This window comes from Spirosoma aureum, from assembly GCF_011604685.1.
Taxonomy (GTDB): Bacteria; Bacteroidota; Bacteroidia; order Cytophagales; family Spirosomataceae; genus Spirosoma; species Spirosoma aureum.
On sequence record NZ_CP050063.1, the window covers coordinates 5,301,759 to 5,326,366 of the forward strand.

The following is a 24,608-nucleotide window of genomic DNA, read 5'->3' on the forward strand; positions in this document are numbered from 1 at the left end:
CTGGCTCCTGTGAACCGGGATACAGCAACAATTATAAGCCCCAGTACGTACACATCAGCCTGTGGGCTGGCATACTTACTGGGGCTTATATGCAATGGTTCATGGATTTTAGACCAGAACTGTCAGGAACGACGGCCTTTAACGATGGCTTCAATTAAGCCCCGCATATAACCGATGGCGAATAAAGCACCAATGTTACTGTAGCCGGGATGTTCATTGCTGTCTCCGGCCATGGTTGGCACATGATCGGGACGCATAGGTCCACGAAATCCGATCTCAAAATAGGTCTTCATGGCTTCGTACATATCAGTTTTACCATCATCGTGGAAGGTTTCCTCGAAATGATTCCGATCCCCGCGAACGTCGCGAAAATGGACAAAATGAATTTTGTTACGCTTGCCAAAGTACTTAATCACGGCCGGAATGTCTTCGCCCATTGTCGCAAACGTACCCTGGCACAGTGTAATGCCATTGCTGGGACTTGGCACAATCTCGATCATTCGTTTGAAGGCATCTGCCGACGTCATAATCCGGGGTATGCCCCGAATTGCATCTACCGGTGGATCGTCGGGGTGCAGTGCCAGCTTAACACCATGCTTTTCGGCTTCAGGCACAACGGCTTTCAGAAAATAGGTCAGATTCTTCCACATGGTCTCTTTCGTAAATTCACCAAAGGAAGTCAGTGTATTGTCTTTTATGCCATCGATATCGAATGCACTGACCAGCGCCCCACCCCGGCTGGGACGATCCATGCTGGTTCGGGCCCAACTGATAACCGGCATCCAGTTATAACAGATCGTGTCGATTCCGGCTTTGGCCAGATTGCCGATGAAGCTGATAAAGTTTTCAATTTCCTGATCTCGACCATCCAGACCCAGTTTTGTTTTTTCGTTGAGGGCAGGTGGGCCTTCGACCACCCGAAACGTCAATCCTTCTTTAGCCCAGGCCTCTTTAACGGCCATAATGGCTTTGTAATCCCAGGGATTGACATCCGTTACACCCAGTGTTCGGGCATTGATACCCCCTACCGCATTCATCACCTGAAGCTGCTTCGACAGCTCTATCCGGCGCTTATCCATGCCATAGAAGTGAGCCAGGCAGAACTGAATTCCCCCGTCTTTACTGTAGGATTCACGGGCGATATCCAACTGGGCGGGCACTTCGGCAGATTGCCCGGTTACTGACAGGGCGGCAAACGATGCGCTCTGCTTGATGAAACGACGACGCGTGTTTTTCACTGTTTTATTCGACAGGTCCTGCTGAATTCGAACGTCAATATATCGACTTATTTGTCCCACCCGATACGGGTCATCAATAAATCGGTGCTCGGGCTAAGCATGACCGTATGCATGCCTGCGGTGAATACAGCTTTCGAACAGTCTTTTTTTCGGTTCAACCCGTTGAAATGCCAGTTCAGCTATTCAGGTGCTGGATACTGCCAGGCAAAGACTCAACTTTGAAGCCGTAAACAACCAAAGACAATTTAACATGAAGAACCTTCTCTCGCTTTTTGCATTTACCTTAGTATCGCTAAGTTTGTCGGCTCAACCAAAACCCGCTGTGCGTAAGCCTGTTAACCCCGCCGTTCGTACGACAGCGACGCAGTCAAATTCAGCCAAGACAACCACAACGCCCCAGAATAAGCCCGTTGCGGCAACGAAACCCACTCCTCAGCCAGCCACCGCCTATCAGGAACAGGCTACGGCTGCTCCGACACCTACACCGGCTAAATCTCAGACGTTGGCAACCAGCCGTCCGGCCCTTCAACCGACGATACCTGCCAGGGAAAGTCATTTCCAGATTGGCTTCCGGCTCGGCGGCAACTCGTCTACAATCGGTGGTGTCGACGTTTCCGAGTTAGGCCCAGGTGTTAAATTAGAACGGGTAACTGGCTTTCATGGCGGAGTCGTTTTCAACATTGGTGGTCCAACGTTCTCGGTTCAACCCGAAATTCTGTATACACAATACGGTGTTCGCATGGCGTTTAACGCCGACTACCTACAGATCAAATACAATCTGGTGGAAGTGCCCGTTCTCCTGAAAGCTACATTTGGTACGTCCAACGCCCAATTCTTTGTGAATGCCGGGCCTGTTGCTACCTACACGCTGAGTGGAACGATTTCGGTTCGGGAAGGGGGTCAATCTGATTCGCAGACCATGGATATGACCAACGAAGGACGGTTTTCCTATGGCGCGTCGGGTGGAGCCGGTGTATCGCTGAAGGCCGGACCGGGTAAGTTTTTGCTGGAAGGCAGATACTCGTATTTATTCTCGAATAGCAGTGATGAGACGAAATTAACGCCCCAGAACGCTATGTTGTCGGTGGGCTACCTGATCCCCATTGGGGGGCGCTAAGCATCAGAATTAGTTGCTCGAATGCATTTTGGTGTCTGATCAAATCACATAAAATTCCTAAACCAGCGAATAGCCTGTCATGGAGTAGGCTATTTGCTGGTTTAGGAATTTTGTCGGGCCTTCCGTCGAGGTCGCACTACCTGGCTTTTTTGCCCGGCTTAGGAAATACCTGATGCGTATGAGCCCACTGCTGCCACAAGCTTTCCAGTTGGCGTACTTTGTCGGGGTATCGGGCCGTCACATCCTGAGTTTCGGATTTGTCGGTGGCGAGATTGAACAGGTGCCAGCTAGAGTCACGGCTTGCCGAAACGAGCTTCCAGTCACCCGACCGGGCATAGCGGGCGCCAAAATGCTCGTTAAATAGCGTTTCGTGGCCAGCAGACGCCTTGCCTCGTAAAGAAGGAACCAGACTAACTCCGGTTGTTGGTGTGATCGGATGACCGTTTAAGGTCGACGGGTATTTTGCACCGGTCAGTTCGACGAAAGTAGGCATAAAGTCCATCACGTGGCCCACTTGTGGGCTGTAGCTACCTTTTTTGGCCGTAATGCCTTTTGGCCAAAAGGCTACCAATGGCGTATGAACGCCACCTTCATACGACTCAGACTTCCAGTATCGGTAGGGCGTATTAGCCACATTTGCCCAACGCTGGCCAATCGAAGCGTAGGAGGTTTCGGAACCGGGCATTACCTTCTTTTTCAGGTCATAGACAATCGGGCGACCATCTCTGGTTTTGCTGGGCCGGTCGAATCCGGGACCGTAGGCGGTGCAGTTTTCAGGACTCGCTCCATTGTCTGATAAGAAAAGAATCAGCGTATTATCCAGCTGACCCGTTTCACGAAGGGCTTTAAGCATGCGCCCAATTCCCTGATCCATCCGGTCGATCATGGCCGCATGAACGGCCATTGCACGAGCATCCCATTCTTTATCCGGGTTATTTTCCCAGGTCAGTTCATCCTCCCAACGTTCAGAAAGCTTGGTTTGAGCTGGATCAATCAACCCTAGTTTACTCATTTTCTGATAACGGGCTTTCCGGATGGAATCCCAACCCGATTTGTAGGTATCTTTGTATCTGGCAATATCCTCGGGGGGAGCCATCAGTGGCCAGTGCGGAGCAGTTTCGGCAACATACAGGAAAAACGGGGCCGATGACTTTGCAAAGGACTTTATGTAGGCCACTGTCGTATCGCTGATCGCATCGGTATGATAGTAATTCTTCGGCACCTGTTTAATCGGTTTGGTACCGCTCACCAGACTAAATGGATCGAAAAAATCAACGACGCCCCAGATATTTCCGAAATACCTGTCGAATCCACGGCTGGTAGGATATTGCTCGATGGGGGCAAAATCGCCGTAATCTTTCTGGTGATTCAGCCAGTCCAACTGCTCCTGCGGGGTTTTCTGTACGTTGGTATTGGATACATGCCACTTACCGGTCATGGCTGTCTGATAGCCTGCCGATTTGAGTACTTCGGCTAGTGTAACCGTGTTTTCGGTCATGTGTCCCCGATAACCAGGTTCATCTTCTGCATCGGTCATCTTGCCAATGCCTGCCTGCTGATTATAGAGTCCGGTCAGCAATGAGGCTCGCGTCGGACAGCAACGGGAAGTGTTATAAAACTGCGTATAACGAATCCCGTTATTGGCCAGATAATCAATGTTCGGGGTGTGGATTTCGCTTCCATAGCAACCTATGTCCGAAAAACCCAGGTCATCAGCCAGTATCACAATGATGTTGGGCCGGGATGTTGCCCTTGGTAACTGCATCTCCGGGCGTTTTTTGTTGAATCCGCCGGAAAACAGGATAGCAACTACGGCCATCAATGGAAAAAACAGGATAAATAGCCCTTTTTTCATAGAGACAAATTGTAATTGTGCCAAGGCTTACTTTTTACCGGTTAACGCTTTTATGTTACTGACCTCATCTTCACTGAAGGGGGTTCCGTCTTTTCTGAAAATATCATGAAACCACAACTCAGGTTCCTTGCCATCAGGCATGGGCGTTCCCCAGGCATAGATCGTATTGGTTTTTCCGGCAACAAACCCCCAGTTGATCGCGCCGATGTTTTCCTTTTTCAGCATGGGCATTATGGTCTGGAACAGGCTGCCGTTTTTGCGGGCCATGTATTCCGTACAGATTAACGGACGATTGTATTTTCGCAGGTCTTTGATCAGGTTCTGATGATTGTCAATATACCGGTAATTGTGGTAGGTAATCACGTCCGAGTTTTCCAGTTGAAACTTGTTTAGCTCGTTAAACTTTTCGCCCCAGTTCCAAACCCCTGCGCTAATCGGTTGCGAAGTGTCAACCGAACGAGCCCAGCCATATACTGCCTTAAGAAGAGGTAAACTTTTGCCGAAGTACTGATTGTTACCCGGTTCGTTATACAGATCCCAGAGCAAGATCCGGTCGTCATTTTTAAAGGTAGTCATCACGTCCTTCACATAACTTTCCAGCACCGAAAGGCTATCCGGATGATTCAGAATCATGGTTCCGGGGTCGCGCACCCAGCCACTGTTGTGAATTCCCGTTTTGGGTTCTGGCTGTTTACCGGGATGGTATTCATCGTTCCAGCAGTCGTCAAAAAATACCAGAATGGTTTTGATACCGTGTTTTTGGGCTATCTGAAGATATTGACCAAGCCGACTTTTAAACCCGGCTTTGTCCGAAGTCCAGGCGACATGGTGCAGGTAGACCCGCATCGCATTTAGCCCCAGTCCTTCGGCCCAGCCCAATTCACGATCGATGGTCTGGGGATCGAACGTAGCGGCCTGAAACATTTCCAACTGGTTTATGGCGGTGCTTGGCTGGAAATTACAACCTCTCATCCACCCTTGTTTCTGGTACCATTCGTTGGCTTTTTCAGTTGACCAAATCTTTTTTTGAGCATGTAAACCGGCTGCGGAAAGCAACAGGAAAATAGGTACGATCAGTAGTTTTTTCATAGAAAATAATTCGGAATCTCAATTGAATGCATACAGGATTGGGTACGTTTCCTGTCATTCACTTTTTGCAGAATGACTAAAACCCGGCGACAGACACACCAGCCATCTTTAGTTACGGGCTAATCTAATAGCCAGGATTTTGAACGCAGAGCTTGTTGGCATCGATCTCTGACTGCGGAATTGGGAATAATACCCGTTCTGGTTTGGCGTTGGTTACTCCTCTGGCCTGGGCCAGTGAGATAAACGTTCCCTGACGAATCAGATCTTCCCGGCGTTTGCCTTCTGAAACGAATTCCCAACCTCTTTCTCTGAAAATTGCCGTGCGAAATGCCTCCCTGGTCGGTACATCGGCGGCTGTCAGGTTAGCAATACCCGCACGGGCACGAACCTGATTGATCAATGAAAAACACTCCGTTGTCGGGCCATTCAACTCGTTTAGGGCTTCTGCTCGTGTCAGCAACATATCGGCATAGCGAATAACCGGCACATCGGTTCCGCTGTTATTCCCGACGGTACTGTTGTCCCAGTATTTAAAACTGCGGGCATTGTCTCCCGTCGATAGATCGACTGTCTGATCACTGTTGTTCACGTAACTGGTACAGATCAGTTGCAGCCGTTTATCCGTTGCCGCAAACGTATTGGTGAAGGCCGTACGTAGTCGATACTGAGTCGCAAAGTTAGACATGGTAGACTTATAGACGTATGCAGGGAATTGTGGACTGCTTTTATAGGCAGGAGGCAAAGCACCCGCCTGATACCAGTTCCCGAACGGGTCTTCAGGGCGACATTGTAAGGCTAACATCATTTCGCGGTTGCTACTGCCTTCATTTTCTACCCGAAACAGATTTACAAAACTAGGATTCAGGGCGTAATAATTCAGGTCGATGACAGCCTTCGCAGCATCAGCCGCTTTTTGCCACTGTTTCGTATTCAGATAAAACTTGGCCAGAATCCCGTTCGCATTTCCCTTGTTTAAACGGCCAAAGGCTTCTTCTTTTCCCGGATCGGGCAAATCAGCAATGGATTGGGTAATGTCGGTTTCGATAAAGGTTTTGAGTTCATCGTCGGTCGCTCGTGCCAGATCACCGGTCTGATTAGTGGGCGTTCTGAGGGGAACCGTTCCAAAAAAACTGTACAGAAGTGCATAGGCCTGGGCCCGCAAAACCCGCGCTTCGGCCTTGTACAGTTTTTTAATGGCATCGGTGGTATTTACGTTGGCAATGTTATCGATAACGCCATTGGCATCACGAATCGTCCGATAATTTGGGGTCCACATATCATCGTTAAAGGTTCCAATTGAGGGGTCCCAGGTAAAATTGATGAGCGTAATCAGCTGCCCATTCTCGGCCCCACCCGTATTAAACCCCATATCGGTACATACTTCCGAATCATTAATGACGTAGCGGGAATTGGATTGCGTTTGCTGCTGTGCGTAAGCCGAAAATAACAGCGATTTGATACCTGCTTCGGACGTCAGTACGTTGCTCGGTGAAAATTCAGACTTTGGGGTTACCTCCAGTGCTTCTTCGCAGGAAGAAAGCACAAACAGGGAGCAGGTCAGGGATATATAGAGGACTATCTTTTTCATGGGAGATCCAGTTTCATTCTGTACGTGATGTCTCTTTAGTTCAGAATTGCAGATTAAGACCGGTTGTAAAGGTTCTCGTTAGTGGGTATGTATTATAATCGATCCGTAAAATATTATCACCCAGCGCATTAGCTGCCGGATCGGAGCCACTGTATTTGGTGAAGGTATAGAGGTTCTGCCCGTTCACAAATACCGAGGCACCACTGATATATCGGTTAGTAGGTACTGGAATTTTATACGACAATCGTATGGCCTGAAGGCGCAGATAAGAAGCATCTTCAACCGTTTTGTTGGTTACCTGCCTCTGCCCCTGAACATCATTCGGCAGGAAAGAAGGGTATTCGTTGGTTGGATTCGTTGGCGTCCAGCGGTTCAGGTAAGGGTCAGCGAGTTTATTGCGCCGGTAATCGACCGGATAGTATGAATCGACCAGGCTGCTATTCAGCATTTTAGCTCCCTGCGATCCTTCTAAAAATACATCGAGAACAAGTCCCCTGAACGAAACGCTTGAGTTGAAGCCGTAGTAAAAATCGGGCAGCGCTTTCCCAAGAATGACACGATCATTGGCATTGATAATTTTGTTGCCGTCCAGATCCCGGTATTTTGGATCACCGGGTCGAACTCCCGTTTGAGCCTGACCGAAATCGTCACCTGTCTGCCAGACTCCATCGACAATATAGCCGTAGAATGATCCGATGGATTCGCCCGGTTTCAGTATGCTGACCTGCCCAATGCTACCCGGCCCTGTACCAATAGACTGGCTCACATTTCCTAGGCTTAGGACCTGATTTTTTAACGTGGTGATGTTAAAGCCCGCATCGATCCTGAAATCTTTCTTGTTGAGCACAACACCTTTCAGGGCAAATTCAAGCCCGCTGTTACGCATACTGCCTACATTCTCAGTACGGCTGCCAAAACCGGTACTCGATGGCTGTGGAATATCATACAAGAGATTAGACGTTTTCCGATTATAGTAGTCGATGCTACCCGTCAGGCGGGAGTTAAAGAACCCAAAATCAACACCTATATCAGCCTGCACCGCCGACTCCCATTGCAGGTTGGGATTGGCACTCCGGGAAGGTTGTAAGGAGCTAACTTTGTTTCCATTAAATACGGCATTGCGACCCGCTGAGTAGGTCGAAAAATACAGGTAATTGACGGTTGGCTGGTTACCGGTTACGCCGTAACTGGCTCTAAATTTCAATTCGCTCAACGACCGGCTGTTTTTCAGGAAATCCTCATCATGGATACGCCAGGCTAGAGCGGCAGATGGAAAATAACCGAACCGTTTATTAGGGCCGAACCGCGCCGAGCCATCGGCGCGGATGGAGCCAGTGAGGAGATATTTCCCTTTGTAGGCGTAGTTCACCCGGCCCAGAAACGAGATGAGTTTATTCTCCTGACGACCACTGCTGACGCCATTCAGCGTATTATCGCCAGTGCCCAGAGCATCGTATGTAAGGTCAGCAAGGGCAAAGGAGCGTGAACTGGCCGTTAATGAACTCGACGTGTAACGCTCATAGGTGGAGCCGACCACAGCGCTAATCCGGTGATCTTTAACCGATTTATTGTAGTTCAGCGTACCTTCAGCCAGGTAGTAACCGCGTTTACCGTCACGCACGTCGGCATAACCGTTGTAGGATAACCCGGTTAATGTCGTTGGATCAATCCAGAAATAACGCTGGTTGTCGTTCAGATCAACACCTACTCGTACTTTGGCCGATAAAGCTGGAGCCAGGAAGTATTCGGCATACAGATTACCAAACGTACGATACGTGTCACCCATCCCGTATTGTCCATTAATAACCGCCAGGGGATTATCCATTGGGGCCATCAACGGCGATCGGTAGTAAGAGCCATCGGCGTTATAAGGTGGTGCTGTTGGGTCGTAATTCTGGGCCATATACAAGGCACTCGCATTGTCATTTAACCCCACACCAGTTGCGTTGTAGTAATCACGGGTATACGATGTCGTCAGGCTGATGCCAATATTGTATTTGTTTGCAATGCCATTCTCCACATTCACCCGCGCATTATACCGGCGTGTACCCGACTTGAGCATGATCCCGTCCTGATTGAAGTAACCGGCCGACATATAAAATCTGGTGTTTCCACCGGCTCCGCTAAACGAAAGGTCATGCGATTGAATGGGCGCATCCCGCAGCAAGAGTTTTTGCCAGTCCGTATTGGCATTTGAACCGGTTACTTTAGGCGTACTTAACTTTCCAAGATCGATGATTTCATTGATGGCTTTTGTATATTCATCGCCGGTCATAAATCGCTGGGTATGGGCAACTTTCTGAACGCCGTACGTTCCGTTGTACTCGACCTTCAGTTTGCCCTCCTTGCCTTTTTTGGTCGTAATAATCACCACTCCATTCGCTCCACGGGAACCATAAATCGCCGAAGCCGATGCATCTTTCAAAATTTCAATCGACTCAATATCAGCGGGATTCAGGCTATTCAAGGGCGTTCTATTATTCGGATTGCTGGTCGTACCGCCAGCGCTCGCCGTACCAATAGCCGTACCATCGTTGACCGGTAACCCATCGACTACGTATAAAGGGTCATTATTGCCCGTAATGGACGTAATTCCTCTAATCTGTACGCTCATCGTTGCACCGGGTTCACCACTTTTCTGATAGATCTGTACGCCCGGCGATCGCCCGATCAGAGTTTGTTGTAGGTTAACATTGGTCCCTCGGGTTAAATCCTGCGCTTTTAGGGAGGTTACTGATCCGGTCAGGTCACTTTTCCGTACAGAACCATATCCCACAACGACCACCTCATTCAGGGACTGATTAGTTTCCTCTAACTGGACATTGATCTCGGACCGCGGCTGGCCGTTTCCATTGAGCAGGCTGATTTCCTGGGCAACGTAGCCCACATAGGAGAACACCAGCGTTAACGAGCCCGGCCCTGACGCCGGTTCTGGAATGCTTAACTGATAACGGCCATTGGCATCAGTGGTCGTTCCCCGATTGGTACCTTTCACGACCACACTGACGCCGGGCAAAGGCTCAGATCCACCAGTACGGCTATTGTCGGCAGCACTCACCCGACCGCTGATTGAAATATCCTCAGGGGCTGTAACCATCGACGTTGTCGTCGATGATGGCAACCGGAGATTAAGCTGTTTATTATCGGAAAGACCCTGCTCCGTGGTTAGAGCTTCCGGAAATCGGGGCGATCCACCGGTTCGGCTGTTGTCTGACACTGACTTTTTCCGGTTCAGAACGACCCAAATGCCCGGTTTAACCTGTTTGTAGCGCAGGTCAAACGGTTTTAGTAATCGGCTTAACGCATTTTCCAGGCTCGTACTTCCGGCTAAAACATCGGCCGGAACGGTCAGATTGGCAATGGTCCGGTCTTCAAACAGGATATCGGTCCGGTAACGTATTTTCAGCTCACTTAATGCATCAGCCAGTCGGAGTGTGGCAATTGCCGGAAGGGCTGGAGCCGGTCGAGTCTGTTGCCCGGCCATGGCAATTGTCTGGCTACTGGCAGGTTGAGGGCCGCTCAACAACGCGCAAAACAGCAGCATAGCGGAGTTCAAACGTGAACACATAGTGACTTTGTGTAAGGGTAAGTAAGTCGGATGGTTATTCGAAAAGAGTGACTGTATCGTCTTTCTGCTTATAGTTGATTTCCAGCAATTCGGCCACCACCTGCAGAAATTCATCCGCATTATTGACTTGAAAAGAACCCGTAACCGTACGATTGGCTAACTCCGGGTCTTTCAGGATCACACGCAGACCATAGGTATCGCGAAGAAGGTCTGCGATTTCCCGAACGGACGTACTTTTAAACACAAACCGGTGGTCACGCCAGGCCATACTAACTTCGGGCTGTGTGGTGAAACTTTGTGTTAGTTGCCCCAACGAATCTACACTAACCGCATCGCCCGGCTTTAGACGCAACCGGCGAACAGGTTTCGATGAGCTGGTATAGTTAAGTTGAATAGCTCCCCTGCTCAGAACAACTCTGGTTCCGGCTGGCCGGTCATATACGTCAAATTCTGTCCCTAATACCTCAACATCAACACCCCGATTCGTGTGGACAACAAATCGCTGATGGGAAGGTGTATGTTTGATCGAAAAAGCCGCTTCACCTGTTAAGTACACCGCCCGTGTTTTATTACCAAAGCCAAAACGCGGTATACGAAGAGTCGAATGAGCATTCAGCGTTACCGTCGAACCATCAGGGAGGGTTAACTGATTGGTTTCCCCAAAACCTGTTTCCAGCGTTTGATAAAGCAGTAGTTGCCGACCCGCATAAAGTCCTGCCAGCACACACAGGATCACGGAGGCCGCGACCAGCCATCGTGGGGATATGGGCATCGAACGAATAGGTACCTGTTGTGCTTCCGTACTCAGGGGGTGTTGCTGCTGCTCCCAGACCTCAATTTTATTCGAAAGCCGGCGAAGCGCTGCGTCTTCATCGGCCAGGTATTGAAGGTTCTGGTGTTCCCACTCATCGAGCCAGGCTACGTATTGCATCTGGTTAGCCGGTTGCTGTAACCAGTCGGCTATCATCGTTCGTTGCAGGGCTGTTGAGCGACCGGCGAAGTGCTCAAAAAGCGTTTCTTTCCTAATAGCCTGATTCATTTGATGACGAACGTTTGTACCGATGCAGAGGAGACCGGCTGGGTAGACGACTGAATACTAGCGAAAGCCGTTAGCCAGCAGAAAAGGCCCAACTGTAGCATTTGGCGTAGTTGCGAAAGCGCCCGACTTAAATGGGCTTCGATTGTTTTCGGCGAAATCTGGAGTTCATTGGCAATTTCGCGGTGCTTTTTGCCTTCGAATCGGCTCATGATAAACACCCGCTGACACTGGGGCGGGAGCGTCCGAACGGTTTCTTCAATTCGCTGATACAACTCCGTATACTGAAGTAATTGCTCCGGATCGAGCGAACCAACGGCATCTGTCGCGTATGATTCGGCCTCCGATGACATTGGCTCCTGTTGAAATTCCTGCCGTAGGTGTGAATAGGCCCGCTTCCTGACGGCTCCGTAGAGATAAGCCTGATATGAGGTTGTAATGTGCTGATGAACCTGATTTTTCCAGAAGCTGAAAAATACCTCACTCACCAGATCTTCGGCAATGGTACGTGAATGCACAAAACGAACGGCCTGACTGCACAGCGTTCGATAATAGCGTCGAAACAGAAGTTCATAGCCCCGACGGGCATTCTCATCAAATGCCTGCCGAATCAGAAATTCAGTATCCATTACAACTGGTTCAGCAGTTGACTGACGGAACGGGTTGGCTGGATCGGGTTTGTCAGGTAGATTTTCGGCCATTGGCAGCAGCAAAATGAATCGCAATTACTACTAAGTCCGCAAAATCTGCCTTATCCCTTAGTCAATTCGTAGATTTATTTTTATTATTTTAATAGCAACTGCGAAAATCCGCCTTCAATCATTGACAACTCAGACTATGGTGTGAATAGTCTGAGTTTACTGTCCTAACATCTCTTTTGCCAATAAACGATTAATACCTGATAAAAACCTTTCGGCGAAACCACGCTATTTTCCGAATCTGATCTCTTGCGTGTTATCGGATTGGTTTTCATCCAATAGATAGCCATACGGATCAATGGCCACCGACTGGGGCTTTTTGGTAACCGTAATCGTCAGCAGTGTTTCCGCTTTGCTGAACTGATGCTTTTGCAGATAGACTGGTTTCAGCTGTTGATCCCAATCCGCAGGTTTCCGGTCAAACAAGGCAACGTCGATTTCATCATCCGGCAAAAGCGACTTGTTTGATCCTTGTTCCGTTTTATCCATATTGACCCGAAGCGTCAGTCTGAACTGACCGTTTACGAGCGATTCACAGGATACTACGGTAACCTTCAGTGAATAGACGATTACTTTTCTGAGCCAGTCATCAATGCGTCTGGCCTGACTGGCGGTTGCATCTTGTTTCAATTCGTGAATCAGATCATCAGGTGTTGCTTTCGTACCAGGGTAAGCATGTTTTTCGATCAGGCGTTGCAAGGCCCGGTTGAATTTTTCTTCGCCGAGGGTTTCTTTAATGGCATACAAAACCAGTCCGCCTTTCTGATAATAAACAAACGGCTGGTCGGTTGCCTGGTCTAACGGCAACTCCTTTCCATCTGTGTTTCGCATCGAAAAGTAAAGTCTATTGTCGGCCTGTAAGTAGTTCCTTAGCAGCATTTTACCAAAGGTTTTTTCGACGACCATGGCTTCGGTGTATTTGGCGAGTGATTCGGTGAGCAAGCCATCACCAGGTCCATTAACCGGTGCTAGTTTGTTGGCCCACCATTGATGCGACACCTCATGGGCCACGATAGCATATCCATAGTTGATCTTGTCCGTATCCCGAAAGTCACTCAAAAAATTGATCCGTTCAGCGCTGAATATCAGACCCGGATAGGCCGTAGCTGCACCCTTATACTGTGGAATCTCCGCAAGGGTGAAGTGCTTTAGTGGGTAGTGGCTAAAGTTGCTTTTACAATAATGCAACGCATCTTTCATGGCCTGCATCATACTGGCAATGTTAAAGATCTGACCATCCTGATAACAGATGCTCAATTCAATCCCTTTGTAGATCTCTTTTTTGATCGTATAGCGTGCCGAACTCAGAGCAAACATAAAGTTGATCGGTACAGTGGTTTTATAGTGAAAATACCGGCGCTGATCGGCAATCCACGATTTCTGTAAATCGCCCACCGTTACAACGTATTGATCAGGCTCGGTTGAAACGGTGGTTTCGAGGTCAATCAAGTGATAACGATTATCCGCTGGTCCTGGAATAGACTGGGTGGGCAGCCCCGACTTCTTCCGGGCCCTGGCATCGTCGGTTTCGAATCGGCTGTTGTAGCCCAGAAACGGTACGTATTTTTCCAGTTCGATGTAGGTGCCATTTTCGACCACAGCATGTTCACTGTTAAATGGCACAAAGCCAGACCGGATAACTTCCATTGAAAACTGTAACGTTATCTCAGAACCCGGCCCTAACGGCTTATTGAGAAGGAACCAATGCTGGTTAAATTCGGTATTGCGAGTCTCTTTGGCACCCGGTATCGATAAACGGCTGGCTGTCACCTCCGGGTCAATTCCCACCCAAATTTTTGTAATGGGTTCAGCCGATTCGTTTTTTAACCGATAGCTGCCTTTTACGGTATACTTCCCGGCTTTCGGATATAAAGCGATATCCGTTTTTACAGCTCTAATAATGGGTTGTGGATGCCTGGAAAATGGTTTAAACTGCTGTTCATAACGCAACTGCCAGTCGAGTTTTGCTGCGGTGCTTTTGTAGTTGCCAATTACATTCGTGTCATAATAAATACTCGAACTGGTAAAAAGCCAAAGCAATACGGCGGCTGCCCCTACATAGGCACTTGATATACCCCATTGGCTTCCTATTGATTTCACTCGTTGCCACCCGGTACTATACTGGCCATTTTGCCAGAGACCAACGGTCAATAGCGAAAGCACAACGGCAAAAGACCCCCAGTAAAGCATATACCCGTTGAACGCTTTCGCATAATGCCCAAAACCGTTCAGGTACGAATACGTCAGTTCGGGCACGGTGGCATAGCGTAAGAGATAATGCTCAATTCCAAGCCTTCTGCTGAACACGATACAAAATGCAACCAACATGCTGAGTAGCATGCCCAGGTATTTGTTGGGTATTATGGTTTGGATGAAAATGGCCAGAATAGCAAACAAAAATAATGGCAGGCCACTGTAATAATATAACGTAAGGTAGGTAGGAAGTTCAACCGTAAAATAGCCATTACTCAGTTGTACGACTATTCCAATACCGATGTTTGCACTGACCAGAATTGCCACAAGTACGCCCAGCGTTACGCACTTGGCTCCCCATAAACTCGAGGTAAATACGGGTGTACTGTATATTAACTCCTGCATAGATGCCGCCCGTTCGCGCCCGAGCAGTTCAGCAGCATAAAAAATGATCAACAACATAGCCAGTCGCATTGCCCTGAGTTCATCGATAATGACGCCCGTTGAAGGGTACGAACGAATGCCATAAGAACCACTGAACAGCGTGTCTTTCAGTTCAATGGCAAAAAGAAAAATCCATAATAAAAGCATAACCATAAATGGAATATGCTTCACTAGGGATATGATTTCCAGTTTTAATTGCGACTTGAAGGTTTTCCAACCATAGGTGTAACCTTGTGGATGAACTCGATGGGGACTATAACGAACCGGGTTAACCGACTCCTGCCGTGTTTTCTGTCTGGTCTGGGCAGGCAGGTGTAGCCGAAATGAAAAATACCGATAGCTCACCGTGAGTAATAGGCCCGCAAACACTGTCCATAGCAGGCGATTCAGCAGGAACACATTCTGGAGGGGGAAAAGCTGATTATTCCGCTGCCAGTCAGACCACAGACGAGCCTCACCAAAGAGAGCGGCCAGACCAAATGGATCCAGCAAAAACGGCAACGGATCAGGTTCGGTAAGTTTGAGACTAGATGTTGCCAGTAAAGGCGAATTGCCTAGTATTGACGCCGTCCAGTACAGTATATAGAGCAGTACACCCGCCACATAAATAGCCCGTACATTCTGGCTAAGCATGGCCGTGCAGAAGATCAGGCTACTGGAAAACAGGATATTGGGAAGCCCAAAAACTAGAAGAGGCTGCCAGAAATAAGCGAAACGAAACGGACCCGTCTGGCCGTCATCCAATAGCAGTGAACCAGCAGCAATACCCAATAGAGAAAGGCAAAGCAGCAGAAACACAGCCATGAACAGACCAAAAAACCGTACTCCGAAATACGGTAAACGCCCTACAGCGGTAGTAAACACGATGGCATCCATCTTATAGGTCGTATCCCGCAAAACAACATTGGCGCAGAAGATCGTACTGGCAAAAATTGAGCACAGAGAAAGCAGCCCCACGATAACCGTAATGGCATAGGGTGAATTTTTGTGGACCTCCTCGCCCCCGTAACTCCCCTGAATCGCCAGTATCCCTAATCCAAAAAACAGGATAGCGGCTGCCCTGAACGAGATCTGGCGGAGATGATACCTTATTTCGAACGGTAAGAGTACGTTTACCATACGCGTCCCTCCTTTCTGGAACGCTGTGCGCCAAGTAATGCCGAAAAATACACCTCCTCCAGGCCTGGATAAAGCGGGTCAAAACCTGCCTCCGGGCGATCGTCGGCAAGTACATGCAGTTGCAGCTTACCTCCGATCAGGCGGGTCGAGATTACAGTATAGGTTGACTGATACGTCTGTAGGGCATCTTTGGGAATTATTTTGCGCCAAACCTGCCCTTTCAGCAATTCGGTCAACGCTGCGGGCTTACCTTGTAAAATCACTTTCCCGTTCGCCAGAACGGCCATTTCAGGGCATAGATCATGAACATCCTCCACGATATGCGTTGAAAGCAATATGACAACCTGCTCGCCGATTTCGCTCAGAAGATCATGAAATCGATTGCGTTCGAGGGGGTCAAGGCCAGCGGTTGGCTCATCGACAATGATCAGCTGAGGGTTTCCCAGCAAGGCCTGTGCGATACCAAAACGTTGCCGCATACCTCCCGAAAATGTACTTACTGCCTGTTTCCGAACAGCATACAGGTTAGTTTGCTGCAATAAGGCCATGACCTGTTCGTGGCGCTCTTGTCGAACCAACAAGCCTTTTAATACGGCCAGGTGATTCAATAAATCGACGGCAGACAATTTGGGATACACGCCAAAATCCTGCGGCAGATAGCCAAGCTGGCTACGAAGTAACTGAGGGTTTTTATGTATATCCTGTCCGTCAAAAAGGACGCACCCGCTGTCGGGCTGCTGGAGAGTGGCCAGCGTGCGCATTAACGAGGATTTCCCTGCACCATTTGGTCCCAAAAGCCCAAAAAGGCCATTGGATATGCTTAGTGAGACATTGTCCAGTGCTTTGACCCCGTTGCCGTAGCTTTTGGTGAGATTGACTATTTCCAGCCTGTTCATCCCTATTGTTTCGTGATTTTGGCGGAAAACTAGCTGGACGTTCTTGACCAATCAATAATAGATGACGACGGTCGCTATTGGGAGGATGAACGCTCTTATTTGCTCGGCAACCGTATTCCTTCACCTACATCATTAAAATCCGTACGTTCATCATTAAGATTTGTACAAACCAGCACGAAGCATTTCATTTATTGTTTTCAACCGTGAATACCTTACGAATGAAACCAGGATTTCTCACCCGGCATCAGGATTTCTGGCTCTTTATCGGACTTTTGCTATGGCTGGGAATTTTCCATACGCTGGAAAACGCATCGGCTATGTGGAGAGACTATTTTGTGGCTCTCCTGGTCCTGATTCCGGTTCAATTACCAACACTTGTATTCGCCTGGAAAAAAGAACGACTAAGCCAGATACTATCCTCTCGTCGCTATCTGAAATACTGGTTATTCTGTTTTGGCATTTGCTTACCAGCCAGCACGATACTCTGCATTTTAGTACAGCCAAACCAGTATCATGACCTGATCATTGTTAGTTCTCTTTGCAGTTATACGCTTGAATTACTGCTGGCCGCCAACGCGTATTACCAAACGCGGGGCAGACAAAGTAAATGGATTCGGAAAATTGATCTTGACAGCGCCCTGCTGATCAGCGTTACACTAATTTCGGTGACGCTTGCGGCTATGGCCGTATCCAGCCTGAACGACCCGATTTATCACACGAAGGAACAACTGTTGATCGGATTCGAATTCAGTATTGTAAAGATCATCCGGCATTTTGGCACCTTCCTGAGCATCGCTCTTCAGTTCCTGTTTATGTATTTATGTGGCTATTTATTTTACTATATCAACAGCCGTTTTCTGGTTTCGAAGGTATTAAAACGAAACGGACTGGTGTTATATGTTCTGAGCGTTTTAGCTACAATTAGCTTTCTATATCCCATTGTGGCACAGCTTATTGCTTCATTGCCCATGAACCAGCTTTTCGGGCACATCTTCCCAACCAATCCGTTCAAGCTGGAAAATGCGTTTGCTGCGCTAGCCATCATGCTGGTCAGTTTGCCCATTGTACTAGCCCTTCAATGGGCCAGGCAAAATAGCCAGATCATGGCCTTGGAAAAGGAAAAAACGCAGACCGAACTGGATTTGTTGAAGCAACAGCTCAATCCGCACTTCTTCTTCAATACGTTGAATAATTTGTACGCCATGAGTCTGCAACAATCAAAACAGACGCCGGAAAGCATTCTTCAGCTCTCTGAGTTAATGCGGTATGTGATTTACAAAGGGCAGGAGTCAACGGTAACCATCCGGGATGAGGTGAAGTATCTGGACGATTATATACAATTGCAGCGAATACGACTCAGGAAGTCGTTGGATTTTCAGTTTAAGCAAGTCATAACCGATGACCACCAGACGATTGCGCCTTTATTGTTGATCGTCTTTGTCGAAAATGCGTTTAAACACGGCATAGAATCCGCTGATAATGAGACTATTCTGCATCTCGAATTACGATGTGATTCCCGGCAGCTTTATTTCCGTTGTGAAAATTCGGTCGAATCAGCTATCGAAACAAAAGAAGGCATCGGACTGAGCAATCTGAAAAGGAGATTGGCTTTACTGTATCCCAGTAAACATGTGCTGAAAACCACGATTCAGGATCATACTTTTACGGCCGAATTACAACTGGACTTATCATGAGTATGCGCTGCCTGATCGTTGACGATGAGCCACTGGCCCATGACATTATCCTGAGTTACCTGGAGGATATTCCTTTTCTGGAAAATTGCGGGCACTGTTACAGAGCAACGGAAGCGCTGGCGTTTTTAAGTACGCAAACCGTAGACCTTATTTTTCTGGATATTCGGATGCCTAAACTGAGCGGGCTGGATTTTCTACGAACCTTGCAGCACCAGCCGATTATTATCATTACCTCGGCTTACGAAGAGCATGCCCTGGAAAGTTTTGAGCTTGATGTTTGCGATTACCTGTTAAAACCGTTCCGTTTCGATCGCTTTCTAAAAGCGGCAAATCGTGCTCTGGCCATCCATTCATTAAAACAACAACCAGCCGTTTCTGCACCCGTAACCCACCCGGTTGTCAGTCATGAACCGGCTAATATCTACATAAAAACGGATAAGAAATTCATCCAGATTACGCTGGATGAAGTATACTATCTGGAAAGCCTGGGTAATTATGTGAAAGTATGGGAGAATCAGCAGTTTCTGCTAACTCCAAGAACATTAAGCAGTTTCGAGAGCCAGCTTTCCGGCGAAACGTTTATCCGCATCCACAAATCGTATATCCTCAATAGAAAGTTTGTGCATTACATTGAGGGGAATACCATTCACCTGACGAATGGCAAACAATTACCGCTTGGAAAAAACTACCGGCACGTCGTGAAGCAGCTCCTGAATCGACAATAACCAAATACCGCTAGTCAGCATACACATGACATAGCTCCGAAACGGGAACAATCAGGACTCATCGCCCTCCCATAGATCCTGATATAGCTCCGGATGGCGTTTGAACTGAGCATGGACATAGGGACAGAGCGGTATGACCTTCAATTGATGCTGACGGGCATACTCCACCATGTACACCAACAGTTCATGAGCTAACCCCTTCCCTTCCTGTTCCGGTACAACCTCAGTATGATATACCGTCAGGTTAGAACCAGCGATGGCAATGACCATCTCGGCTATTTTTTCGTCTCCTTCCTCAATAAAGAATGAACCGTGTTTTTTTTCATTCAGTGTCAATTGTATATCTGCCATAAACGATGTCTATTTGCCAAGCATTTTGTTTTAAATAACAGTCTAAACCAACAGTTGCCAGTCTATTTTCGGCGACTACATCTCAAGTGTTAACCTAAGTAATAAAAGCAGAAGCCGTTCTTTTTCTCATATACGATTTGTATTCATTCGTTAAGAGCCCCATTCAGCCCGGCATTATATCTGAGCATTTCGTATCCACCTTACCAGCATTAGATTCACTCCTGTTAATAGTGTACTCGTGATCAGCTAAATTAGTTCGGATAGCTATGTTGAAAAATTACCCTTTAGGTATACCTTAACCGAACGAGCTCTCCGCTGAACTGTCAACAGGAATTTCGTTCACAACACTTAAAACGCCAAAAACACACGCTTATGAATCGTCTTCAGGATAAAGTAGCTGTCATTACGGGAGGAACCACGGGGATTGGCCTGGCAACTGCGAAAGAATTCATTGCCCAGGGAGCAAAAGTTATTATTACCGGCCGCAGTCAAGCCTCAGTAGATCAGGCCATTGCCGAACTTGGCGAACAGGCGTTTGGATTTATCTGGGATGCCATCGATTCGGGTGCTATTTATCGCTTCGCTGAATTCGTCCAGGAAAATTTTACCTCTATCGATATTATATTCATCAATGCGGGAGTCGCTAAATTTGCCACCTTTGAGCAGATGACACCTGAAATTTTTGATGAAAGCGTCAATACGAATGTTAAAGGAGCGTATTTTACAATTCAGGCGCTGTTGCCTTTCATGGATAAGGGCGGCTCAATTGTGCTGAACACCTCAATAAACGCTCATATCGGTGCGCCCGGTGCCAGTGTTTATGCAGCAACCAAGGCAGCAGTACTGACAATGGCCAAAAATCTGTCTGTCGAACTGATCAGCCGGAACATTCGCGTCAATGCGATCAGCCCAGGTCCAATACAAACTCCCCTGCATACGTCCACTAAATTAGGGTTGTCGGAGCAACAAGTCAACGAGATGAATCAGGGAATTATTGAGAAGATTCCACTCCATCGCTTTGGTCGTCCGGAAGAAATTGCCAAAGTTGCCCTATTCTTCGCTTCCGACGATTCATCGTTTGTTGTGGGTGCCGAATTGATTGTTGATGGTGGTATGACTCTTTAATCGATGGACCGTCCATTGTAAATTCGTCGAATCGTTGCTCTTGGACTATACTGTCCAATAACAATGATTCGACATGCTCAACGACCCAGATAAACGTCGAATTAACCCGCCGTTTTCTGAACGCCTGCTGATGCTGAGCCGACGGGTCGGCTCTTCGTTGCCGAACGAAGCGGCTTCCAGAACCGGATTGAATTGTCGTAAATTTCCCGCTTTAGCCCATACCCGTTTTTGTTCCAGAATGTACTTAAAGCCCGTTCATCGGCCGGGCTACTGGCAAACTGCGAAGGCACAAACTGGCCTCTGATCCAGTAAGCTCCCTGATTTCGAGCAAAGACTTCTACTGCTTTTACTAACTGACTACCGAATCCCTGCTGTCGATTGTCTTTATCGGGAATGACCAGTTGGTCCAGAAAAAAGTGAGGCTGTCCATCAAACCACACAGCATAACGTCTAAACTCCCCAGTGGCATAGCCAACAGTTTGGTTATAGTCATCCAATAAGTCAAGCCGATAGATCTGAGCACTCGACGAAGTTAGCTCTAATTCAATTCGTATGGTCATAGCAGGAAGAAATTTTATGATACAAATAAAACATAAAAACCCTCAGACTACATCACACATATACTATAATATATTTCAGATTTATTCGACGCCCATACAATTCAAAAATGTTCGCTTCATAGGAGATACAAAACAATGTACTGATATACAGGATATTATTAACAAACTTTAACAGTAGTAGCCTCGCAGTCGGGCAGTATCTTCCGTAGTTTTGGCAGCACCTTACACAAATACATTTCGCTAATTCTACATCGGTATGCTGTTATTTAAACGATTGAACATCCTCGCAGGCTGGCTCGTTTTTGCTATCGCATTGACTACGTATGCGATGACCGTTGAGCGTACAGCCAGTTTCTGGGACTGTGGCGAATTCATTGCCTCGTCCTTCAAACTTCAGGTTCCTCATCCGCCAGGAGCCCCTTTATTTCTACTTCTGGGCCGTATTTTCTCGATGCTTTCCCTGGGTGATCTCACTCAGGTCGCCTACTGGATCAACATGGGCTCGGCACTGGCCAGCGCGTTCACTATTCTGTTCCTGTTCTGGACCATTACGCTATTGTCTCAGAAATTAATGGGTACAGCAGAAAATGAGTATACCAACGCCGATACCGCCCTGATCATTGGCAGCAGTACCATTGGAGCCTTAGCGTATACATTCTCCGATACCTTCTGGTTCTCTGCCGTAGAAGCTGAAGTATATAGCATGTCCTCGTTTTTTACGGCCATTGTCATCTGGGCAGCCTTCAAATGGGAACGCATTGACGATCAGGCAACTGCCAATCGTTGGCTGGTTTTTATTGCTTATCTTATTGGCCTGTCGATCGGTGTTCACCTGTTGAATCTGGTCATCCTTCCCGTACTGGCTCTCATCTATTATTTCAAAAAATATCCCCAGCCTACTTTCTGGGGAGGTATAATGGCTCTGAGTATTGGCCTGGTTGCCCTGGGAATCATCAATGCGTCGATTCCGGGGTTGCCTGCGCTTGCTTTCACCGTCGAACGAGTGTTCGTTAATTCCTTTGGCCTACCGTTCAATTCGGGTGTCATTTTCTTCACGGTATTACTGCTGGGGGGTATGGCATCGGGCATTATCTGGTCGATTCGCCGGAAATGGGTAACCCTGAATACATCACTCCTTGCCCTGGCGTTCCTGCTAATTGGTTACACGTCGTATCTACAGGTATTGGTACGGGCTAGCTTCAATCCGCCAATCAATGAAAATGCGCCATCCGATGTGATCAATTTCCGGGCGTATCAGGGGCGGGAACAATACGGTAGTCGCTCCCTGCTTTATGGACCTTTATTTACCGCCCGACCCATCGATCAGAAAAAAGGAGCGCCAATGTGGAAAAAAGAAGGCAATAAATACGTCATCTTCGACTATCAGCCCGAGTATATCTATGCCCTCGGTGATGAACTATTATTTCCTCGGCTATACAGCAGTCAGCTCAGCCATCCGCAGCTTTATCGACAGATGTTAGGGCTGGCCGAAGGGCAGAAACCGACCATGATCGACAATCTGAAGTTTCTGTTTACCTATCAGTTAGGCCACATGTGGGGACGATACCTGATGTGGAATTTTGCCGGGCGCGAAAGCGACGAAGAGGGAGCAGGCTATCTTTTGCCCTGGTCATCGGACCAGAACGTGCCCAACCTGTTGAAAGCGAACAAAGCCCGCGACAATTTTTATATGCTGCCGTTTCTGCTGGGCCTCTTCGGCATTGTCTTTCAGTACGTTCGTCGACGGCACGACTTGGTGGTCGTTGTATTATTGTTCCTGATAACGGGTATTGGTCTGCAAATTTTTCTCAACTCTCCACCGTCGGAACCACGCGAACGGGATTATATCTACGTTGGCTCGTTCTATTTCTTTGCCATCTGGCTGGGGTTAGGTGTCATGGCGGTTGCCGAGGTTATTCGGACCTATCTGAAATCAGCCACAGTACGCAACGAACTGGTTTTGGGCCTGTGCCTGCTGGTTCCGGTTCTCATGTGCGTGAAAAGCTGGGATAATCACAACCGCGACCACCGCTTCCACTCAGTTGATTTCGCTAAAAATATGCTCAATTCGTGTGCGCCCAATGCCATTCTGTTTACGGAGGGCGATAACGATACCTTTCCGCTCTGGTACGTGCAGGAGGTAGAAGGGTTCCGTCGCGACATACGGGTCTGCAACCTCAGTCTTCTGGGCACCGAGTGGTACATCCAGCAGATGAAACGAAAGACGTATGAGTCAGATGCGGTCCCCATGTCGCTGGAGTTCGATCAGTTCAACAAGGGTAAAAATGATATTATACCTTTCTATGAAGTACCAGGAGTCAAAAACGGCATTGATCTCAAGCAGTATATCAACCTGGTCAAAACAAATAGCCCGGCCATTCAGGTCCCCCTGACCAGTGGGGATATGACTAATATTTTACCGTCGTCGGTGCTCTTCCTGCCTATTGACAAAAAGGTTGTCGATAACGCAAAGTTCGTTCCTGCGTCACTGAGACCCTTTATGAAAGACACTCTACAGTGGACCATTGGCAAAAAAGACCTGTACAAACCTGATCTGGTCATGCTCGATATGATTGCTACAAATAACTGGCAACGCCCCATCTATTTCTCGAGCACGCTGGCCAACGATCATTACCTGAACATGAAAAATTACATGCAGCTGGAAGGCTATACGTATCGGTTAATGCCAGTAGCCGTTCCGGGAGCAACGGATGGCTATGTAAATTCCGACATCATGTTTACCAATATGATGCACAAAACCTACTGGCGGGAGTTTGATAACCCAAACGTATATTATGACGAGACCTACAAAGGTCCACCCGTGATCTCAGCCCGGATTGCGTTCTTCCGGCTGGCCGATCAGCTGATTCGAGAAGGGAAAACCGACAAAGCCCGTCAAGTGCTCAATTATTCGTTAAAAGTTATGCCGGACAAGAGCATTCCCTACGACCAGATTTCGTCGAATTATGTCCGGTTTCTGTTTGCCGTAAATAACACGAAGGAAGCCCTGACCATTGCCGATACCATGGCCACCCGCGCCGACCAGAATCTCACATATGCCCGAAGCGGGCAGGGGCAATTTGGCAGTCCACAGGGCGATCTATACGTGCTTCAAACTATTGTCGAAGCCTGCAAGGAAGTCCGACAGGAGACAGCCGCTACCAGGTATGAAGCCATTTTCCAGCGGCATCTCACTGCCTTTGGCGGTTAGTACTTGATTGCATTCAGGAGTCCGGTGGGCAAAGTCAACCGGGCTCCTGTTTGGAGCCTGACTTCCGACGATCAATTCGCGATGAATTAGGCTACGTTCTG

At 48.0% G+C, this 24,608-nt stretch carries 16 protein-coding genes; 5 read left to right on the forward strand and 11 right to left on the reverse strand.

Annotated elements, in window-relative coordinates; all coding sequences use genetic code 11:
* Positions 1-122: 122 nt before the first annotated feature.
* Positions 123-1,238: a mannonate dehydratase gene (locus G8759_RS21145; protein WP_167212029.1), complete on the reverse strand. Its 1,116-nt coding sequence runs from the start codon at positions 1,236-1,238 to the stop codon at positions 123-125.
* Positions 1,239-1,488: 250 nt separating this feature from the next.
* On the opposite strand from G8759_RS21145, the gene G8759_RS21150 reads away from it, so the two are divergent.
* On the forward strand, positions 1,489-2,355 hold the full coding sequence (locus G8759_RS21150) for a porin family protein (protein WP_167212031.1): 867 nt from the start codon (positions 1,489-1,491) through the stop codon (positions 2,353-2,355).
* Between the two features lie 136 nt (positions 2,356-2,491).
* On the opposite strand, the gene G8759_RS21155 is transcribed toward G8759_RS21150, so the two are convergent.
* The 8 genes from G8759_RS21155 to G8759_RS21190 form a co-directional block, all read right to left on the reverse strand.
* The gene (locus G8759_RS21155) at positions 2,492-4,210 is read right to left on the reverse strand and encodes an arylsulfatase (RefSeq protein WP_167212033.1); all 1,719 of its coding nucleotides are present in this window, start codon (positions 4,208-4,210) and stop codon (positions 2,492-2,494) included.
* A 27-nt stretch (positions 4,211-4,237) separates the two neighbouring features.
* The gene (locus tag G8759_RS21160) at positions 4,238-5,299 is read right to left on the reverse strand and encodes a glycoside hydrolase family 2 TIM barrel-domain containing protein (RefSeq protein ID WP_167212035.1); all 1,062 of its coding nucleotides are present in this window, start codon (positions 5,297-5,299) and stop codon (positions 4,238-4,240) included.
* Positions 5,300-5,423: 124 nt separating this feature from the next.
* Positions 5,424-6,887, reverse strand: coding sequence for a RagB/SusD family nutrient uptake outer membrane protein (locus tag G8759_RS21165; RefSeq protein WP_167212037.1), 1,464 nt, complete (start codon positions 6,885-6,887; stop codon positions 5,424-5,426).
* A gap of 40 nt (positions 6,888-6,927) precedes the next feature.
* On the reverse strand, positions 6,928-10,455 hold the full coding sequence (locus tag G8759_RS21170; RefSeq protein WP_197933033.1) for a SusC/RagA family TonB-linked outer membrane protein: 3,528 nt from the start codon (positions 10,453-10,455) through the stop codon (positions 6,928-6,930).
* Between the two features lie 34 nt (positions 10,456-10,489).
* Positions 10,490-11,494 (reverse strand): FecR family protein, encoded by a 1,005-nt coding sequence (locus G8759_RS21175; RefSeq protein ID WP_167212038.1) that lies wholly within the window; start codon positions 11,492-11,494, stop codon positions 10,490-10,492.
* Positions 11,491-12,192: an RNA polymerase sigma-70 factor gene (locus G8759_RS21180; RefSeq protein ID WP_167212039.1), complete on the reverse strand. Its 702-nt coding sequence runs from the start codon at positions 12,190-12,192 to the stop codon at positions 11,491-11,493. The genes G8759_RS21175 and G8759_RS21180 overlap by 4 nt, the downstream gene beginning before the upstream one ends.
* A 225-nt stretch (positions 12,193-12,417) precedes the next feature.
* A complete protein-coding gene (locus G8759_RS21185) occupies positions 12,418-15,945 on the reverse strand; it encodes an ABC transporter permease/M1 family aminopeptidase (RefSeq protein ID WP_167212040.1) in 3,528 nt (1,175 codons plus the stop codon).
* Positions 15,939-16,841: an ABC transporter ATP-binding protein gene (locus tag G8759_RS21190; RefSeq protein ID WP_167212043.1), complete on the reverse strand. Its 903-nt coding sequence runs from the start codon at positions 16,839-16,841 to the stop codon at positions 15,939-15,941. Before G8759_RS21190 ends, G8759_RS21185 begins: the two co-directional genes overlap by 7 nt.
* A 218-nt stretch (positions 16,842-17,059) precedes the next feature.
* Between G8759_RS21190 and G8759_RS21195 the strand changes: the two genes are divergently transcribed.
* Both G8759_RS21195 and G8759_RS21200 read left to right on the forward strand, forming a co-directional pair.
* Positions 17,060-18,535, forward strand: a complete 1,476-nt coding sequence (locus G8759_RS21195) for a sensor histidine kinase (protein WP_167212046.1) — start codon at positions 17,060-17,062, stop codon at positions 18,533-18,535.
* Entirely contained in the window at positions 18,532-19,260 is a 729-nt protein-coding gene (locus G8759_RS21200) for a LytR/AlgR family response regulator transcription factor (protein ID WP_167212050.1), read from the forward strand. Before G8759_RS21195 ends, G8759_RS21200 begins: the two co-directional genes overlap by 4 nt.
* A gap of 51 nt (positions 19,261-19,311) precedes the next feature.
* Here G8759_RS21200 and G8759_RS21205 read toward each other — a convergent pair whose 3' ends face one another.
* On the reverse strand, positions 19,312-19,611 hold the full coding sequence (locus tag G8759_RS21205; protein WP_167212053.1) for a GNAT family N-acetyltransferase: 300 nt from the start codon (positions 19,609-19,611) through the stop codon (positions 19,312-19,314).
* 372 nt (positions 19,612-19,983) lie between these two features.
* On the opposite strand from G8759_RS21205, the gene G8759_RS21210 reads away from it, so the two are divergent.
* Entirely contained in the window at positions 19,984-20,736 is a 753-nt protein-coding gene (locus G8759_RS21210) for an SDR family oxidoreductase (protein WP_167212056.1), read from the forward strand.
* Positions 20,737-20,837: 101 nt separating this feature from the next.
* Here the strand turns inward: G8759_RS21210 and G8759_RS21215 are convergent, their stop codons facing one another.
* A complete protein-coding gene (locus tag G8759_RS21215) occupies positions 20,838-21,296 on the reverse strand; it encodes a GNAT family N-acetyltransferase (protein WP_167212059.1) in 459 nt (152 codons plus the stop codon).
* 256 nt (positions 21,297-21,552) lie between these two features.
* Between G8759_RS21215 and G8759_RS21220 the strand changes: the two genes are divergently transcribed.
* Positions 21,553-24,507: a glycosyltransferase family 117 protein gene (locus G8759_RS21220; protein ID WP_167212062.1), complete on the forward strand. Its 2,955-nt coding sequence runs from the start codon at positions 21,553-21,555 to the stop codon at positions 24,505-24,507.
* Positions 24,508-24,608: the final 101 nt, after the last annotated feature.

What these genes read in the sequence shown, in the direction of transcription:
- G8759_RS21150 (WP_167212031.1), top strand. Translation starts at nt 1,489, where the DNA reads ATGAAGAACCTTCTCTCGCTTTTTGCATTTACCTTAGTATCGCTAAGT.
- G8759_RS21155 (WP_167212033.1), bottom strand. Translation starts at nt 4,210, where the DNA reads ATGAAAAAAGGGCTATTTATCCTGTTTTTTCCATTGATGGCCGTAGTT.
- G8759_RS21160 (WP_167212035.1), bottom strand. Translation starts at nt 5,299, where the DNA reads ATGAAAAAACTACTGATCGTACCTATTTTCCTGTTGCTTTCCGCAGCC.
- G8759_RS21165 (WP_167212037.1), bottom strand. Translation starts at nt 6,887, where the DNA reads ATGAAAAAGATAGTCCTCTATATATCCCTGACCTGCTCCCTGTTTGTG.
- G8759_RS21170 (WP_197933033.1), bottom strand. Translation starts at nt 10,455, where the DNA reads ATGTGTTCACGTTTGAACTCCGCTATGCTGCTGTTTTGCGCGTTGTTG.
- G8759_RS21175 (WP_167212038.1), bottom strand. Translation starts at nt 11,494, where the DNA reads ATGAATCAGGCTATTAGGAAAGAAACGCTTTTTGAGCACTTCGCCGGT.
- G8759_RS21180 (WP_167212039.1), bottom strand. Translation starts at nt 12,192, where the DNA reads ATGGCCGAAAATCTACCTGACAAACCCGATCCAGCCAACCCGTTCCGT.
- G8759_RS21185 (WP_167212040.1), bottom strand. Translation starts at nt 15,945, where the DNA reads ATGGTAAACGTACTCTTACCGTTCGAAATAAGGTATCATCTCCGCCAG.
- G8759_RS21190 (WP_167212043.1), bottom strand. Translation starts at nt 16,841, where the DNA reads ATGAACAGGCTGGAAATAGTCAATCTCACCAAAAGCTACGGCAACGGG.
- G8759_RS21195 (WP_167212046.1), top strand. Translation starts at nt 17,060, where the DNA reads ATGAAACCAGGATTTCTCACCCGGCATCAGGATTTCTGGCTCTTTATC.
- G8759_RS21200 (WP_167212050.1), top strand. Translation starts at nt 18,532, where the DNA reads ATGAGTATGCGCTGCCTGATCGTTGACGATGAGCCACTGGCCCATGAC.
- G8759_RS21205 (WP_167212053.1), bottom strand. Translation starts at nt 19,611, where the DNA reads ATGGCAGATATACAATTGACACTGAATGAAAAAAAACACGGTTCATTC.
- G8759_RS21210 (WP_167212056.1), top strand. Translation starts at nt 19,984, where the DNA reads ATGAATCGTCTTCAGGATAAAGTAGCTGTCATTACGGGAGGAACCACG.
- G8759_RS21215 (WP_167212059.1), bottom strand. Translation starts at nt 21,296, where the DNA reads ATGACCATACGAATTGAATTAGAGCTAACTTCGTCGAGTGCTCAGATC.
- G8759_RS21220 (WP_167212062.1), top strand. Translation starts at nt 21,553, where the DNA reads ATGCTGTTATTTAAACGATTGAACATCCTCGCAGGCTGGCTCGTTTTT.